Source organism: Aureispira sp. CCB-QB1, from assembly GCF_000724545.1.
Taxonomy (GTDB): Bacteria; Bacteroidota; Bacteroidia; order Chitinophagales; family Saprospiraceae; genus Aureispira.
Genome location: NZ_JHBV01000030.1, coordinates 81,102 through 98,257 on the forward strand (window position 1 = coordinate 81,102; position 17,156 = coordinate 98,257).

The following is a 17,156-nucleotide window of genomic DNA, read 5'->3' on the forward strand; positions in this document are numbered from 1 at the left end:
TCTACAAAAAAATTCTCAAAGTAGTGACCCCATGTATCACCTAATCATTCTAAAGTTATTAGCTAACCTAAGTGAATCTAAAGAAATATGCATCAACCATTAGATGAAAAAGAAAAAAAATCTTCTTTCAGCTTTCCCACTGCCCATACGGTTTTATTGATTATTGCTGCCTTAGTTGCCTTGTCTACTTGGCTAATTCCTGCTGGAAAATACGATAAACTAGAATACAAAGCTGCTACCGAAAACACAGCAGCTCTATTCATTCATCACGCACAAGATGGCGATCGAGAACTTCCAGGCACTCAAGCCACCTTAGATGCTTTAGGTATGAAAATAGATATTCAAAAGTTTGAGAATGGAGATATTTGGAAGGCAGTAGGGATACCAGGAACGTACCATCAAGTAGAAGCAAATCCACAAGGAATCGTAGACTTCATTCAGTCTCCTCTAAAAGGAATCAAGGATGCTATTGAAGTTATTTTGTTTGTCTTAATTATTGGTGGTTTTATAGGTATTGTTAACCATACTGGTGCTTTTGATGCGGGAGTTGCTCGATTAGCAAATCGCTTAAAAGGACGAGAAACTTGGTTGATTATCATTATTTCTTCTTTGATCGCCGTAGGAGGAACGACTTTTGGTTTGGCAGAAGAAACCATTGCTTTTTATCCTATATTAGTTCCCGTTTTTTTAGCCGCTCGATACGATGCTATGGTTGCTTTGGCGACCATTTATATAGGTTCCTCCATGGGAACAATGGCCTCTACGGTTAACCCATTTAGTGCCATCATTGCTTCTAATTCGGCAGGTATTAGTTGGACGAGTGGACTTTATGGGCGTTTGTTAATGTTGATTTTAGGAATGGGCATTTGCCTTTGGTATATTATCCGTTATGCCGAAAAAGTGCGAAAAGAGCCAAATTCTTCCTTAATTTATGATCAAAAAGAATCTATTGAGGCGCAATTTATGAATACCAATCTGGATAAAGAACACCAATTCACCTTATCCATACAATTGGTACTCCTTTTATTTTTGCTCTCCTTTGTTGTCATGATTATTGGTGTCTCTCAGTTAGGTTGGTGGTTTATGGAAATGACAACGGTCTTTTTTGTGGGCGCTATTCTAATTGGTGTAGTCGCCGGAATAAAGGAAAAAGAATTTGTGCAAGAATTTGTCAAAGGTGCCAATGACTTGTTAAATGTGGCGCTAATTATAGGAATAGCAAGAGGTGTTACCTTCTTAATGGACGAAGGATTGATTAGTGATACCTTACTTTACTACGCTTCTGGTGCAGTAGAAGGAATGCCTAAAGCTTTATTTGCCAATGTAATGTTGTTCATTTATGCTGGCTTATCCTTCTTTATTCCTTCTTCTTCAGGAATGGCTGTATTGTCAATGCCTGTTATGGCACCATTAGCAGATGTTGTCGGTGCACCTCGTGAAATTGTCGTGGACGCTTATCAATACGGGATGGGCTTGATGGCATTTATCACCCCTACAGGCTTAATTTTAGCTTCTTTAACAATGGTAAACGTCACCTATGACAAATGGATAAAATTTGTAACGCCACTTCTGGTTATTTTAACCCTCTTTTCAATGATCTACTTAACAATATCTGTTTATCTTTTTTAATTATTTACTAAAATGTCTTCTATACTAGATGAGCCTACTACCTCTAATCCATACCATTATAAACCTTGTTATAATTGCCAAAAGACGGACTATACCAAAGTAAAATCAACTTGGTGGGGCGGTCTTTTAGGACCTCAATTGTTAAATCATGTAAAATGCAACTCTTGTGGCAAGACTTATAATGGCAAAACCGGTCAATCTAACCACAAAAACATTTGGCTCTATTCTGGCGCTATTTTAACAGTTACTATTATCCTCATTTTCGGACTTTCATTTTTAGGATTATTATGAAAAAAACAAAGCTCGCCATCTTTGACATTGATGGCACACTAACCCAAACCAACGAAATTGATCACGTTTGTTATATAGATACCGTTCAAAAATTCATTACCAAGCAATTTGACACATTTGACGGAAGCATGTTCAAACATTTTACAGATAGTTCTATACTCATTGAGCTTTATGAGCATTTTCACCAACGTGTCCCAAGCCAATCAGAGGAAGTAGATTTTAAAAAATATTACTTTGAAGCCTTAAATAATTCGTTGCATACCAATCCTCATTACTTTCAAGCTATAGAAGGAGCCCCCGAAATTCTACATGCTTTTTCAGACGAATGGGCAGTCGCTCTAGCAACAGGTTGCTGGGTTGAATCTGCAGAAATAAAACTCAAGGGCGGAGGTGTTGATATTAGCAATTATCCTCTAGCAACAGCTAGCGATGCAATTACTCGACAAGAGGTGATGTTAACGGCTGTTGAGCGTGCCAAAACCTTGCATCAAGTGGAGGATTTTGAACACATTGTTTACATTGGTGATGGCTTGTGGGATAAACATAGTTGTGCTTCCTTGAAGATGCCTTTTGTAGGAATTGATGCAGAAAATCACGCCTTGCAAACTGGCGTATTAGGCGATTTTCATTTATTGGCGAACTATACGGATGCTGAACGTGTTTTTGAATTATTAGAACAAGCTACGCCTCCTAATTTATAATTTGTATTTTATCATGCACCACAACACTATTTTCCCGCCGCATTATCCTAAAATAGACACACAAGTGCCTGTTATTTTTTTAGCAGGTCCAATTCAAGGGGCGCCTGCTTGGCATTCAGAAGCTATTGATTATTTGCAAAGACAAGCCTCTAATACATTCGTTGCTTCTCCCAAAAAAGCTTATCTTGATAAAGACTTTGTTTATGAGCAACAAGTTGATTGGGAAAGTTACTTTTTGAAAAGAGCGGCAACCTGTGGCTGTATTTTATTTTGGTTAGCAAAAGAAAAAGAACATTTCTCAGAACGTGCCTATGCTCAAACGTCTCGATTTGAACTTGGAGAATGGGCAGCAAAACAAGCTGCACTCAATTGTAATCTAGTGGTTGGTATTGAGGAGGGCTTTAGTGGTGCTCGATACATTCGCAGGCGTTTGCAACAACAAAATCCAGCTGTTTTGATTGCGAGTGATTTAAAAGAGACTTGTAATCATGCTTTAAAACTACTTCGGTAGTCGTATCTATTAATCATCAAGCGCATGCAATTCCTCTATAAAATAATGATAAATCTAATTGATGTGAACTATGAAAAATGATATTCTAGATGACTTTTCTCCTTTGAGCAATTCAGCAAAACAACATCTGAAAAAACATGTAAATAAAGGAGAACGCATTATTTGGGCCAATCGACCTAAACAGGGCATTATTTTTCGTGCCTCTGATGGTTGTTTAATTCCGTTCAGTTTGGCTTGGGGAGGTTTTGCTATTTTTTGGGAATCTATGGTCATTATTATGGACGCTCCTATTTTTATGGCTTTGTTTGGAATTCCTTTTGTCCTAATTGGGCTTTACTTGATTATTGGTCGCTTCTTTCACGATATGTATATTCGCAAGAAAATCATTTATGGTCTAACAGAAAAAAGAATTGTTATCAAACGGGGTGACAACCTACGCTTTGTTGATTTGTCCGCCTTGACAGACATTCAAGTATTAGAAAAAAAAGATGGCTCTGGCTCTATTTTGTTTAATAGCAAATTTGACCAAAAGAGTAATCGAAATAGTTCCTCTAATCTTAATTTTGCCCCACTTAGTATGGGGCTTGGCTTTGACGCTATTCCTAATGTAAAATATGTTTACCATCAAATCGAGGAACTAAGAAATTTATAGACTTACCATGCGCTCTGACCCTAAAATTGGTAGAATTTTAGCCGCTATCGAATTAAAAAAGTACGATTTAGCCTTACAAGAAATTACACAAGCTTTAGATTCTGATCCAGAAAATACACAGCTGTACTTTTTGAAAGGCATCTGCCTACAAGAACAGCATAAAATCAAACAGGCAATAGAGGCTTTTTATCAATCCTTAGCTCTGGACTCAGATAATTTGTTGTGTCACGAAAGATTGGCGTTATTGTTTTATCATGCTGCTGAAAAAGAAAAAGGATTAAAACATATTGAGTACTGTCTAAATGCTTCAACCGAAAACCCTACAGTATTGGCCATTGCTTCTTTATTGTATATGGACAAGCATCCTTTTAGGGCTGATAAATTACTAAAACAAGCATTAGCCATTGATGCAACAGATCCTACAGTAGAATACGCAGAGACGATCCATACGATTATGGGATTAAAAATCAATAATTTTAAAAAAATTTTGATTCGAAATATGGCAAATAACCCCGAATCAAAAGAATCTATGATCGGAATGGGAGCTGTGGAAATTTCTAGAGGAAACTTTGGCAAAGCAGCAAAATTATTGCAAGAAGCCTATGCATTTGCTCCATCTCCTACCGTTCTAGATGCCTGGATAGATGCTCGATTAGCAAAGTCCCCCCCTTTTAAGTGGTTTGTTCCTTTGGGTTGGATTGGCTTTATCTTCACCCCTCATTTTCAAATCTTGGTTTATTCCTTTCTTCTCTTTTTCAGTTTAATTATTGTAGATAAGAATCCTATGTATTTTTCACCTTGGGCACTCTATTTATTAGGCGCTATTGCTTCTTATTTGAGTCTTATTTATCTACTAAAATATCCTATTCAATATGTCTATCGACGAATATATCATTCCGAAACGCCTTGGATTAGACATCATGATTTGATCAAATTACAACTAGGAATTACGACCATTATCTTTTGGTTAGAGCTATATCATTTTAAGTTTATCTATCTACTTTGTACCATCTTTGCCAACATTCATTTGCTAATGTGGCACTTTGTAAAAACTAGAACCTTACCTTGGACCAAGGTACTGATGGCAAGTATATACTTTTCTATTTGGGGATTATTTGCACTTAATGTAGGTAGTTATTTTCTAGCTATTAACACGCACAAATGGTTGAGTTTGCCATTAGTAATTTGGCTATTGACAGCTTTATTTCTAGACTCTTATCTAGAAAAAATAGAACAGAAATGAAAAATGCAACTATTTAGGTAGTAATCAAATCAGTTAAAAGGATTTGGAAAAGCATACTCTCTTTAATTGTTAAAAGACATTATGCCCTTGTTAGGGGACGTTTAATTTACTTTACAAAATTAAGAATTGGTTTCATATGAAAAGATTTTTTTTCTTGCTCACTATTTAGTTCTAAATATTTTTCTGGAACAAACTCTATTAAATCAAGCTTATATCTATAATTATTATGTTTCGGAAACAAAATAACGACACTATCCCGATAATATTCAACAGGTAGTTCCCTACAGTGCCATCTTTTAGCCAAAATAACTCTATCTAAACTATCTAATTTTAATGAGACATTACAATTTTGAACAGAGTCTTTATTGAATTCCAATGTTATAGATCCCTTATCTAAAAATTGAGGCATACGTTTTGTTTGATAAAAACTGTCTATAGGAACCCAGGCAGTTCCAATTAAGCATTTAGTATGTCTACCGCAAGAAAACAAGACATTTAGTCCAATAAATAGTATAATATATTTCATTTTTATTAGTCTAGGGTTAAAGAATTTACATTAATAACAGACCAGAAAGTTCTATCATTAATAATGAGCGCAGCAGCTTCTATAGCATCTTGCTTTTTTGAGAAATTATGATCTAAAAGCTCCCATTGACCATTTATTCTTCCTGCTTTTATCTCATTAGGTGCAAAACCTTCTCCAAAAATTACATATATCTCAATATCAAGAGGAGTTGCTAAAATAGATTTATTTTTCCATAATTTTTTAAATAGGTCAAGGGCTTTCTGATTTTCTAAATCATCAATGTCTGCTTGTGAAAAAACAGGGAAATTAATTAGTTTTCCTGTAGCATCATTTACAAAGTATCTAGCCTTTAGGTATATGAAACCTGCATCTAAATCAATATGAGTACTTCCATCAACAAAATCATCTTCTAAACTCTTCATCCAAATTTCAAGCATCGCTTTTTGAATGGCATTTTCTTGAGGGAGCCCCTTTGCACCTCCTCTGGGCCAGTAAGCAATTTCTTCTAATAATTTACCTTCACTTACATTAAGTCTATTAGCTATAAATTTTTGAAACATTTTTTGGTGTAAGGAAATGTCTTTTTGAAAAGTTGTAATTTTATCATCCCAAGCATGAGCAAGGTCTCTTAATGAAACCTTATCATCATCATTCTTTTTGCCTTCTAATTCATTGACTATTTTGATAAAAAGTTCAATACCCAATTCAGAGACTAAATCATATTTTCCTACAACTTTATTGAGCACTTCTTTAAACACAACGAGTCCAAAAAAATCTGTCTGGCTAGTTTCTCCACTATTGATTTCTTTTTCAAATTCATTGATAGTATGTCTAATAGTTTGACACCAATTTTGTATGCCTGCTAAAAACGAAGATTCTACATGACTAATATCTTCAGGAATACCTGTATAATCATCAAAATTAAGACTATCTTTTAATTTAGTTTCTCCTAAATCAATAAAATTTGATTGGTTTTTAGATTTAAAATCTTCTTTTATTGTTAGGAGTTTTAAGCGTTTTTCTTCAATAGCATTTTCTATTTTTAGAATAGTATTTTGAATTGAATCAAGAGTTTTTTGCTCGTTTTTAGTTATTTTACCATCTTCTTTTAAAGCCTTTTCATACTTTTCAAATTCTCTCTTGCAGTTATTTTTTTCTTTATTAAGAGATTGCAAATCTTTAATTTCTTTTTTTAATTCTTCTTTTGTCATCATGTTTTAGTTTTTATTGATTCTTACTTAATCGCACCTAACATGCGGTGTTCCACAGATTATTGTTCTAAATCAACAATCTAAAGTACAATATAAGGGGTTGTTGCATACAGATAAATTTATCAAGGTAGATAATATTTACAATATCATTGAAAATCTAATACAGTAAGACTAAAACTTCAATTTATAAGTATACACCCGATTGTTATTAGCAACAACCAAGGTATTGCCCCGCTCACCAAACAAATCTACTATTTGAAATTCAGAAGTTCCAGCCAAGGGGAAACCATTTTGCACTTCTCCTTTGGCATTGACTAGAGAAATACTAGCATTTTCTGGTTCCCAAAGACCGATATACTGCTTCGTTGTTCCCAACAGATTGACAGCAAAAGCTTTTCGTTTTGCCTTGGCTCCCAAAGGATAAACCCCAGCCTCTTTTAAAACATCTTTCAATCGTCCTTTTTTATCTTCTTCCTTAGTGTAGTAATGCACAGCCATTTTATCCTCCCCTATACGAATGTAGTCCTTCCGTTTGTCCCCCAAAACATCAGCATAAACAAATTGTACATTTTTATGCACTCCCTTTACTGGCGACAACCCAAATCCCTTTCCTTTGGTATTTAAAATGCGAATTTTTCCATTGCCATTTCCTGCTGCAATCCGACCGATAGGAGCATCTACTCCCCATCCTGTCATATTTCCAGGCAATTTCCCACCTTTAAAATAAGGTTCGCCATTTCGTTTAAATGCTTTACAATTCCCAGCTTTAGTTGCCATGATGAAATAGCGCTTATTTTGATAGTTCATGTATTCCATTGGGTAGTACACACGACCAACCCGTTCCAATGGTTGCCAACCTGATAATGGTTTCCCATTTTGCTCATAAGCATAAAAAGCACCATTTCGACAAGCTATAAAAAAGCGAGGTCCTTTGCCATAATCCACTGCTAGAACGCCATTAGACGCCCTGCTAATTAACGGAATAATCTTCAAATAACTTCCTGCTTTATCCATCACATAAATAGCAGAATCGGTACTAAAAGCATATTGAATTTGGTTGTTAGAATAAAAATCGATTTCAAAAATATCTGAATTAATTTTTCGAGTCAATACTTTGTCTTTTCCCCATAAATTTTCCCCATTCTTATTAAAAAAATACAACCGATTATTAACATCTTGAGCCAAAATATAATAATTCCCATCGTGTGAACGCAATGTCTTGGGAGCAATTGCTGCTGTGGCATCCAAATCTGCCTGCCAAGCAGAGGTTGCTTTAACTTCTTCTTGCTCTTTGAACACATTATAAGCTGTTGATAAATTGACTAAAAAATGGTTTTCAAATCCATATAACTGAACTCCTATAGGGTAGATATTTCTAAACTTTTGAAAGGCAGTATTTAGATAATCATGTAGTTGAGGTCGAACCAAATATTGCAAAAACTTGGCGGCATTGGGCGTATTTAACAAAGCATAAATATTAGACTTATTCTTAGCCTGCGCAAAAAAAGCATGGTATTCGGGTAAATCTAAAATCATCTGCCGTGTATTAAAGCTCTTAATCCAGCCTTCTAAAGTAGTCCGTGCATTAGCAAAAACAATATAATTGTCAATAATAGTATAATAAGGATTCTGCAATGGGGCTAAATCTTCTCCAAATAGTGCTTTTAAAGGGCTGTTGGCTGCAATTTGAGTCACCATAAAATTCTGGTAAGCAGCTCTATTAAGTTCTCCAAATTGATGGGCATATCGGTTGAGCAACCTCCAAGTTAAAGCTGTATCGGTGCTCTGGATAAAAACCAATTTATCCTTTACAAAAGCATTTTCATCATCGGTTGGATCTTCTATAAATAAGGTTACTTCTTGACCAATCCAAGGCATAAAATATTTTTCAAAATCTTTGTCTTCTCCCTCCTTATAACTATTATAAAAAGTTTTGAAATCATTCCAACCTAAGTAAAGCATAGCTCCCATATTCTGAGGCAAATATTCTGCAATTCTACTATTTTTAGGTGCCTCTTGTTGTGCTAATGCTTGCAAAAATTTATTTTCTTTTGCAGGGTGCAAGTGCCCACTTAACAGAAACCCTTCCTTCAGAAACTGGGTATCCAACCCCATCCATGCTCCTACTGACATTAAACCAACAATAGCTCTAGGATTTGACTTTGTAAGTACACTTGTCAAGCTTGAAATAGTTTCTAAATTAAGATAAACCACTAAATTCCTTGTCTTATCATTGTCTTTAATGTCTTGCTCTATTTTGGTAAAAGAGGGGCTCTCTGCTACACTAGAGCTGATATTATCCAGTTGCTCTATCCCCGATTCCACTAAAATAGTAATTGGGCTAATCAAAATTAGATTCCGAAAAATAGACATAGATATTTCTTGTCCATTCCCCAAAGATAGATTGTAAATGGGGTACCCCCTGTATAACGTTTTTAAGGTGTGCTGGGGAGCTAATTCTTCGATGAACTTAGTTATCTCAAAGTCTATTTCGTAAGATTCTAGGGCATACAACCAATCTGCGGTTTCGTTGCTAGTAATTTGAGCACCACTAGTAATCGTTGCTTGATGAAGTAAATTTGCATAAGAATTGGTAGCATGAAAAAGAGAATCCATCAGTTTTAAACCTCGTTCCCATTTGCTCAAAAGCGAAATGCTCTTTAAATCTTGATAATAAGCTGCTTGTTCTAATTGGTTAAGTGTTCTTTGATAATGAGTAGTTTCAAGAACAAGTGCTGTTGTATTTTCGGACATTGCCTCCATTCCTCCTACTGCTACAAAAGGAAGTCTAAACAGGTGATAACTAGTTCCTACCGATACAATCATCCCTATCCCTAATAACACTCCGAACAGTTGTCGGCGATATCGATACAACATGGGTCTCAATAGATAAGCCCAAAAATTCTTAAAAAAATCTATAATCATCTACTCTTATTCTGATATGCAATATTTGGTTCTTTCCTATTCCGAAGAATCGTTCTCGAACAAAGTTATTCTATTCGAAACACAAAAAAGAAGGTATCTAGATATTATACACCTAAGTTGTGTATTTGGTATTTCTTTTGAGCTTTTGGTTATAGCCAACCACTATTTTATTTTTCATATTAATCTTGTACACAACGGCAGGCAAAACCCATTTTTTGAGTAGCATAACTTCGTCGAATAGATGCTTTATCATAAGACAACGCACGCATCCAAGCTGTATTTGTAGTATCATAGGGCGTTGCCGTCCAATAACTTGCTTCCTCGCCTAAATGAAAAAAAGGACCAAAACTAGGATTCCATTCGCCAGAGGGCAAGGCATTAAAACCTGAAGAATTAGTTCCCACTACTCCAGCATTCGCACTAGCTACCCAACCATCTATTGACTTTAGCTGTCCACCTTGATCTACACCTCGCTCATTGAGTCCATTGGCTTCTGCTACAGACATCCCTAAATTCATTTCCAATGTTTTCCATTCTTCATCAGTTGGCAAATGCCATCCATTCGGACAAGCTTTGTTAGCTTCGCTAAAGGTATACAAACGCCCATACACAGCATTGACAGAACTAGGGCTAGATGGATTCGTGTAGGTGTTACTATCCGAAGCATAATTCAAATTATCAGCCATCCATACTTGGTTACCTATCGTCACCATACAATACTCGGTACCATCTCGCTCATCTACAAAACTATTGGTACACATTTTTGACACTTCTTTTTTACAAGCAGTGCCCAATACGATAAGACCAACCAACAAACAACCCCATAATATATGTTTCATAATCCAAATGATTTAAAGAATGGTTCCTTATTCTGCTGTTTGCTATACAAGCACTATTTATTTAACAGACAGTCTACTAAGGAGTTTAAAATTCTCCTAAAGTTATTATTTTTTAAATAAAAAAAGGTAGAACGCAAGATGTTCTACCTACTAATACCTATGGTATCTATTTTTTCTATCCTTTTTCTAAACGCTCGACTAAAAGATGATTTTGTTTTTGTAAAATGACCGTATAGCGTCCTGGATTTGCTGCGAATGAAATCGAATAATTCTTATTTATAGTAACGTTATTCTGTTGGATTACAATCTTCTCCCCTCTATCCTTTATCGTAATATTTACTCCTTCAATTCGATGAGGTGTTTTGAAATAAATCCTGTTCCCATCTTTATCCATCGTAATACTAACGGTGTTTAAAAGGTTTTGTTGATTTGCCTTTTGATACTCTACATAAACAGGCTTGAGTTCTTCTAACATGCTTACTAACTCACTGTCTGATTGTGCCATAAGTAACAAGGTAGATAAAGACAAAAGGCCAATAAAGAGTATTTTTTTCATGTTATTTATCTTTATATCGTCCGTGATCACTTTTTTCTTTGGTTAAAAAAATATGCAACAAAGATAGGTTGTGATTTCTTGAACGTGTAATATCTTAAGTAATTATTTTTGCAATTTACATTTCCACGTATTTGGTTTTAGTAAGTAACCTCTCTCCTTTTTATCGCTTTAATGTATTATTATTTTTACTCTATAGCTAAATCTATTCCAAGTTGAATAATTGGAGCAAAGTTTTTTTCTTTCTATACAAAAAATTTGTGTTCTTCTATTTTGGATTGTACATCCAGTTATAAAGTTAACACTAACTTTATAGTTAAATAATTGGTTAATCCTAATCCCTTTCGTATTTTCTCCGCATGCCCCCGACCGAAAATTTATATTTTAAATTAACACTTCAAAACTACTTTCTTTCAACATGAGACTTTATACAACACTTCTACTTAGTATGCTATATTGTAGCATTTCGAGCTATGCAGCGCCTGGAGATACCACTACCGTATTGGTACATAATGCTGTAGACATGACTTGGTTCGGCAATTATGACCAACAAGGAGTGTTTCCAGATGGTAGTACAACTTATCGAAAAGTAATCATGACCTATACATTAGGTTGTGCTTCTGGGGGTTGTAGCGATTGGGATTATACCACACAAATATGGTTTAGAAGACCGACAGGAACACTTGACTCTACCGTAACTAATTTGGATACCGTTTCTACCAATCCTTTAGTAGTAGACACAACATGGAATGTATATGAAGTGATCGAAAACATGGAATTAGGACGAGTCATTACACCTTACGGGACCTACATGGACAATGGTAGCAATGGTTTTAACAATTCATGGTCTCATCGGTATACTTTTGATGTAACAGACTATGTGCACTTATTAAAAGACACTTGTGATATTCGTGCTCATTATAGTGGATGGAGCAGTGGTTTTAGTGTCACCCTCCGATTTGATTTTATAGAAGGTACCCCACCTAGAGACATTTTAAGCATTCACAACTTGTACAAAGGTTCCAAAGGTTATTCTACTTTCAACGATTTTGAATCGACTTATTTCACCCCAAAAACCGTCAATGTTCCTGCCAATGCTACGGGAGCTAGAATTTTTTCAACAATTACAGGGCATGGCTTTGATAATAACGTCAATTGTGCCGAATTTTGTCCACGACAATACACCGTCAAGACCAACGGTGCCCCACTTAATAGCGCCATGATTTGGAAAGATGACTGTGGCTCTAACCCAATTTATCCACAAGGCGGAACATGGATTTACGATCGTGCGGGTTGGTGTCCTGGCTCCAAGGGAGATATTCACGAATTTGAATGGACGAATTTTAATGCAGGTGCTGCCAATACAATTGACTTTGATATGCAAAGCTATACATGGTCGGGCAATCAAGCACCTTCTTATACGGTCAATGCACATGTTGTTTTTTATGGTAATAACAACTATACCAACGATGCTTCTTTAATAGATATTATTGCTCCAAGCAAGCATGAAGAACATTTGCGCAAAAATCCATTTTGTGGCAACCCTGTTGTAAAAGTTAAAAACTTGGGAGCCGCACCAATCACTACTTTGGTCATTGAGTATGGCTTAAACGGTGCTGGCACTTGCCGTTATACATGGACAGGTAATCTTCCATTTTTAGAAGAAACAAACATTGAGCTACCGACCTTACAATGGCAAGGTGCAAATCCCAACGACCCTACCTTTACTGCAACCATTGTGAGTGTAAATGGCGTAGCCGATGAATTCCCACAAGATAATACGTTAAAATCAACCTATGATGTTCCAGACATTCATACATTGCCATTTTTGTTGTTAAGTGTTCAAACGAACAACTACGCCAATGAAACTAGTTATGCTGTAAAAGACAAAGATGGTAACATCATTTTCGAGCGTATTCAAGGTTCTATGGCTCCTAATACGGTTTATAAAGATAGTATTTTCTTGTCTGATGGATGTTATAATCTAACGGTCAACGATGGCGGAGGCGATGGCTTAGGTTGGTGGGCAAACACAGCACAAGGAAGTGGTCATGTTCGTATTCTTAGTCCTATCTTTACCTTTATCACCTTAAAGAATTTTGCTATTGACTTTGGTAATTCTATTGATTATAATTTTGTATGGACAAGTACTGATAGCATTCAAAGTGCTTGTAGTTTGATTACAGGGAAAGAAGTCATTCCAACCTTAACAGAGCTAACACATGCTTTATATCCCAATCCAACTACGGGAGTTTGTACCGTAGAAATTGGTAGCCCAGAAGCGCAAGACTACACTTGTCGTGTCTATAATATGATGGGGGGTTTAGTACATCAACAACGAGTTCAAAACACAACTCATTCAACGTTAGAGTTGAACTTAGAAGATCAACCTTCTGGAGTTTACCTCTTTGAGGTAGAAGGTTCTTTGGGAACCAAGCGTGTAGAGAAATTCATCATTGCTAAGTAACACCATCTTCTATTTCAAAAAAGCCTGTTTTTCTTTATATCGAAAAACAGGCTTTTTTTTACACACATTACATCTATTCACATAGATTCTATCGAGTAGTCTGAATGACCTCCTCCAAGTCTGGTGTCAGAAACTGGATGTCTACTAAAAAACTATCTACATCTCCTACCAAAGTTCCATAGTCTTTGCTTCCACAATGATAAACAAAAGCATCAAAAGCGTTTGCTTCGTTCTTTGCAGACCAAGAAATTGATTCTGTTGTCCCCCCCGTACATCCCTTGCTTTGCTTTTCTTTCAAACGTCGATTTATCTTATGTTTCAGCAAAGCTACTCCTATCCTCTCAAACCCATTTTCAGGCATTGGATATTCTTTCTGTGCCAATGTATCTCCATAACTATCCACTGTCAAGCGAATAGAATCCTTATTGGCATCGATGGTATAACTACGATGAAAAGGTGGAGGAACAGAAGAATCTGTGAATTCATACGTAAATCGCTCCAAATTTTTTAATTGCTCTTCCATTTTTCTTTTTGATAAAATGCCTTTACAAGCGCCAAAGCTAATGGTCAAAAATAGAATGAGCATCCACTTACTCCACCAATAATGCTCCATACCGTGTTGTTTGTTGTCTCGAATCGAATCCTTCGTTATAAGGTTCCTTGTTTTTTGTTATCCTTAGACGTTTTCTTATCTTTTTTCTTTAAGTTGATTTGCTGTTCTGCTGCTTCAAAAGTCCATCCATTGCCGTTGCTACCAAACACATATGTTAACATAATTTCATGATTGGTTCCTAATTGACTGGTCAGACCATTAACGGGCAAACTAAAGGCGTAGCCAATTCTAAAGCGTTTTTTAACATGGACATTCACATCAAAAGAAATCGTCCCATCCGTAGACCCTCCAAAACCTATGCCTAACATTTGATGCCAAACATAACGTAAGTGCAAATTCATATTAATGGGGCTTGATGGAGCATACCGAAACCAAATCGATGGAATTAGCAAATGTTTAGATTTTTCTTTTAAAGAACGTTTGCTCAAGCCATCTTTTGGGGATCTTAACTCAATTTTGACTCCTGCATTCAAATAAAAATGAGCAATCCGTTGAATGTTTGACAAAGCATTATCACTATCAAACTTTACATTCATCGAGATCATTTGAGGCACAGAAAAACCAACATAATACAAATCATTATAATAAAACAACCCTAAACCTGCATCTGGTAGTATTTTAAAATCGCTATTGCCTACAATTAGAGGATCATTGGCATCATTATATTGCAGTTTGGAGCCGTCCAATCGATATTGATTTGCCGCTAAAGAAAGCCCTATAGATAAACGGTGGCGTTTTTCTTCTTTCTTTTTCTCGGAACCAAATTTCAAGTGATAAGCGTATTGAATATTCAAACCTGTAAATGAAGTTGGTCCTGTCTGGTCGTGCGTTAAACCTCCTCCAAATGCCATGTTGCGCTTTTCATCAAAATGCCTAAAATTGAGTGCAAAAGTAATGGGATTGTTTTTCATTCCCGTCCACTGATGCCGATAAGTAGCTGTGATCGCTGTCAAATCTTCCCAGCCCACCATTGCAGGGTTAATCAATGCAGGGCTGTGCATGTATTCGCTCAACAATGGCATTTGTTGTCCCCAACTAGTACCGCTTGTTAATATAATAAAGCCTAATATAAGATTGTAGATTTTTTTCATTTTGATTATATCATTAGTCCGCTAGGAAATCATATTAAATTACGTTGTAACCTACTGATTACATGACAACACTCTCTTTCAGCCTAAAAAACTGAAAATAAGACTTCTAAAACTACTTACTCCCTAATAATAGTTACATCTCCTTTCAGAATGCCCCACTCACCTCCAACATCGAGAATATAATAATAGGTACCCGCAGGCAACTGTCCTCCACTGTAACGACCATCCCAATCATTTTGATAATTGTTTGTTTGAAAGACAATATCCCCCCAACGATTGACAATTTTCACCCCATTCTTAGGAAAAAACTCAATATTCTTAATAAACCAAGTATCGTTAAAACCATCATTATTTGGAGTCAGTACATTTGGTATAAATACAATTTGATTAACATCCTCCCGAACATCCACCACAACACTTGCCGTATCTTTACACCCATCCATATTTTCTACTTCTACCCAATAGGTCGTTGTTTCAACAGGGCTAGCTGCCGTTGCAGCACAAATGTTACAACTTAGGGCAGTATCAGGCAACCAATTATAAAAATCGCCTCCTGTTGCCAATAAATTGGCACTTGTTCCTGCTACAATAATTGTATCTGAATAGGCATTTGCCACCACGCCTTGATAAACGGTTAAAACGGTTGTATCACTAATATCCCCACAATCAGCAAGGCTTCCTACTACCCAAATAGGCACTTCTCCTACTCTTGCATCTGTCAAGGCATAACGATCAAAAGGTCCTGATTGCACCAAAAAAGAATCTACATAAAAATCATAATTTGTAAAAGCAGTAGCACTAGAACTGGCAGTAATGATTGTTGTATCATTCGAGCAAATAGGATTGGGTGCAACAGCCGCCGTTACCTCTGGGCTTAGACGCGCTAAAGCAAATGGATTCGGTGAGAAATTAGCAATAGGTTGACTACTGGTTCTAGTATCTAAATTATACGTCGTATTGGTACCTGATATTCCCGTAGAGGCAGCTGCCCAAATCGCTGTGTTCGTCCATCTGGCAATATCTTGAAAAGATCCGTCCTGTGTAGCATCAAATAAAAACTCTACAAAAGCATCTGTTGCTCCACCTGTTCGACTTATTCTATGATAAAAATTAGGGTTAATTTCACAGACTTGCCTACTCCTAAAATTTCGATCCCAGCCTTCAGAACTTGGGTCTACATTTGCCATGCGTACTTTAAATGCTACAGCATTATTACTCGTTGGTCTAATATTAACTGGACGAAAACGAGCTGTACCTAACTTGGAACCAACAGGATAAAAGTACACACTAGACCTATCCATATGCCTCAACAAGCCTCCATTTTCTAAGCTAGAAACAAAACCCCAGCCATTGCCCCCTTGCTGATGTTCCACAGCCACCAAGTCGGTATTAAATACATGCGCTGTATTCGTATCAACATCAAACTCTCTGTCATTTAACCTCAAAAAACCATCTACATAAACATCTATGGTGGCATATTTAACTCCTATATTCTCCAAACGCAAATCGTAAAATCGAGTAATCGAATTTCCTTGTATCGTTTGATTATTTCCATTTAAATGAACGATTCCCTCCCCATTACTCACAAAAGCTTCATTATTGGCATTGTTCTCCCAATCTCCAGAAACATAAATTTCATTACTGTTATGAAATGTTCCATTCCGATCGTTTTGAACCTTGCCTTGTACAGAGACAACAGCGTTATTTTGCACTGAAATTAATGCGCCTTGATTGCTCAACATTGGTGTTTGAGCCATACTTTTATAGCCGCCACTCAATATTAACAATGTTATTAAAATGCTTTTTTTCATCTTTATTCACCTTCGATTTATTGGCAATATTATAGTATTAGGTTGGAATCCAAACTTGTTGCTCATAGATGGTCTACTAGGTAGACATTAACT

General features: G+C 36.2%; 15 protein-coding genes. 7 read left to right on the plus strand and 8 right to left on the minus strand.

All coding sequences use genetic code 11. The annotated features are described in order from the left end of the window. Window positions 1-87: 87 nt before the first annotated feature. From CG11_RS14855 to CG11_RS14880, 6 genes are all read left to right on the plus strand, one after another. Window positions 88-1,629, plus strand: coding sequence for a YfcC family protein (locus CG11_RS14855; RefSeq protein ID WP_052597572.1), 1,542 nt, complete (start codon window positions 88-90; stop codon window positions 1,627-1,629). Between the two features lie 12 nt (window positions 1,630-1,641). Further along, a complete protein-coding gene (locus CG11_RS14860; RefSeq protein ID WP_052597573.1) occupies window positions 1,642-1,920 on the plus strand; it encodes a hypothetical protein in 279 nt (92 codons plus the stop codon). Then, entirely contained in the window at window positions 1,917-2,621 is a 705-nt protein-coding gene (locus tag CG11_RS14865) for an HAD family hydrolase (protein ID WP_052597574.1), read from the plus strand. Before CG11_RS14860 ends, CG11_RS14865 begins: the two co-directional genes overlap by 4 nt. Before the next feature lie 13 nt (window positions 2,622-2,634). Continuing rightward, window positions 2,635-3,132, plus strand: a complete 498-nt coding sequence (locus CG11_RS14870; RefSeq protein WP_081909563.1) for a nucleoside 2-deoxyribosyltransferase domain-containing protein — start codon at window positions 2,635-2,637, stop codon at window positions 3,130-3,132. A 70-nt stretch (window positions 3,133-3,202) separates the two neighbouring features. Beyond that, window positions 3,203-3,784, plus strand: coding sequence for a hypothetical protein (locus tag CG11_RS14875; protein WP_052597576.1), 582 nt, complete (start codon window positions 3,203-3,205; stop codon window positions 3,782-3,784). A 7-nt stretch (window positions 3,785-3,791) separates the two neighbouring features. Then, window positions 3,792-5,027 (plus strand): lipopolysaccharide assembly protein LapB, encoded by a 1,236-nt coding sequence (locus CG11_RS14880; RefSeq protein WP_052597577.1) that lies wholly within the window; start codon window positions 3,792-3,794, stop codon window positions 5,025-5,027. A gap of 106 nt (window positions 5,028-5,133) precedes the next feature. Here the strand turns inward: CG11_RS14880 and CG11_RS14885 are convergent, their stop codons facing one another. From CG11_RS14885 to CG11_RS14905, 5 genes are all read right to left on the minus strand, one after another. Then, window positions 5,134-5,553 carry a hypothetical protein gene (locus tag CG11_RS14885; RefSeq protein WP_052597578.1) on the minus strand — a complete coding sequence of 140 codons (420 nt, stop codon included), beginning with the start codon at window positions 5,551-5,553 and terminating at the stop codon, window positions 5,134-5,136. Between the two features lie 5 nt (window positions 5,554-5,558). Next, window positions 5,559-6,767, minus strand: coding sequence for a hypothetical protein (locus CG11_RS14890; protein ID WP_052597579.1), 1,209 nt, complete (start codon window positions 6,765-6,767; stop codon window positions 5,559-5,561). A gap of 168 nt (window positions 6,768-6,935) precedes the next feature. Further along, entirely contained in the window at window positions 6,936-9,689 is a 2,754-nt protein-coding gene (locus CG11_RS14895; RefSeq protein ID WP_052597580.1) for a DUF3352 domain-containing protein, read from the minus strand. A gap of 179 nt (window positions 9,690-9,868) precedes the next feature. Beyond that, window positions 9,869-10,528: an FISUMP domain-containing protein gene (locus CG11_RS14900; RefSeq protein ID WP_052597581.1), complete on the minus strand. Its 660-nt coding sequence runs from the start codon at window positions 10,526-10,528 to the stop codon at window positions 9,869-9,871. Window positions 10,529-10,703: 175 nt separating this feature from the next. Next, window positions 10,704-11,033 (minus strand): DUF3244 domain-containing protein, encoded by a 330-nt coding sequence (locus CG11_RS14905; RefSeq protein WP_197043859.1) that lies wholly within the window; start codon window positions 11,031-11,033, stop codon window positions 10,704-10,706. Window positions 11,034-11,499: 466 nt separating this feature from the next. Between CG11_RS14905 and CG11_RS14910 the strand changes: the two genes are divergently transcribed. Beyond that, window positions 11,500-13,548 (plus strand): peptide-N-glycosidase F-related protein, encoded by a 2,049-nt coding sequence (locus tag CG11_RS14910; RefSeq protein ID WP_081909564.1) that lies wholly within the window; start codon window positions 11,500-11,502, stop codon window positions 13,546-13,548. A gap of 88 nt (window positions 13,549-13,636) precedes the next feature. On the opposite strand, the gene CG11_RS14915 is transcribed toward CG11_RS14910, so the two are convergent. From CG11_RS14915 to CG11_RS14925, 3 genes are all read right to left on the minus strand, one after another. After that, window positions 13,637-14,161 (minus strand): hypothetical protein, encoded by a 525-nt coding sequence (locus CG11_RS14915; protein ID WP_052597584.1) that lies wholly within the window; start codon window positions 14,159-14,161, stop codon window positions 13,637-13,639. A gap of 35 nt (window positions 14,162-14,196) precedes the next feature. Beyond that, window positions 14,197-15,252 (minus strand): type IX secretion system membrane protein PorP/SprF, encoded by a 1,056-nt coding sequence (locus CG11_RS14920; RefSeq protein WP_052597585.1) that lies wholly within the window; start codon window positions 15,250-15,252, stop codon window positions 14,197-14,199. Window positions 15,253-15,368: 116 nt separating this feature from the next. Beyond that, entirely contained in the window at window positions 15,369-17,063 is a 1,695-nt protein-coding gene (locus CG11_RS14925) for a gliding motility-associated C-terminal domain-containing protein (RefSeq protein WP_052597586.1), read from the minus strand. Window positions 17,064-17,156: the final 93 nt, after the last annotated feature.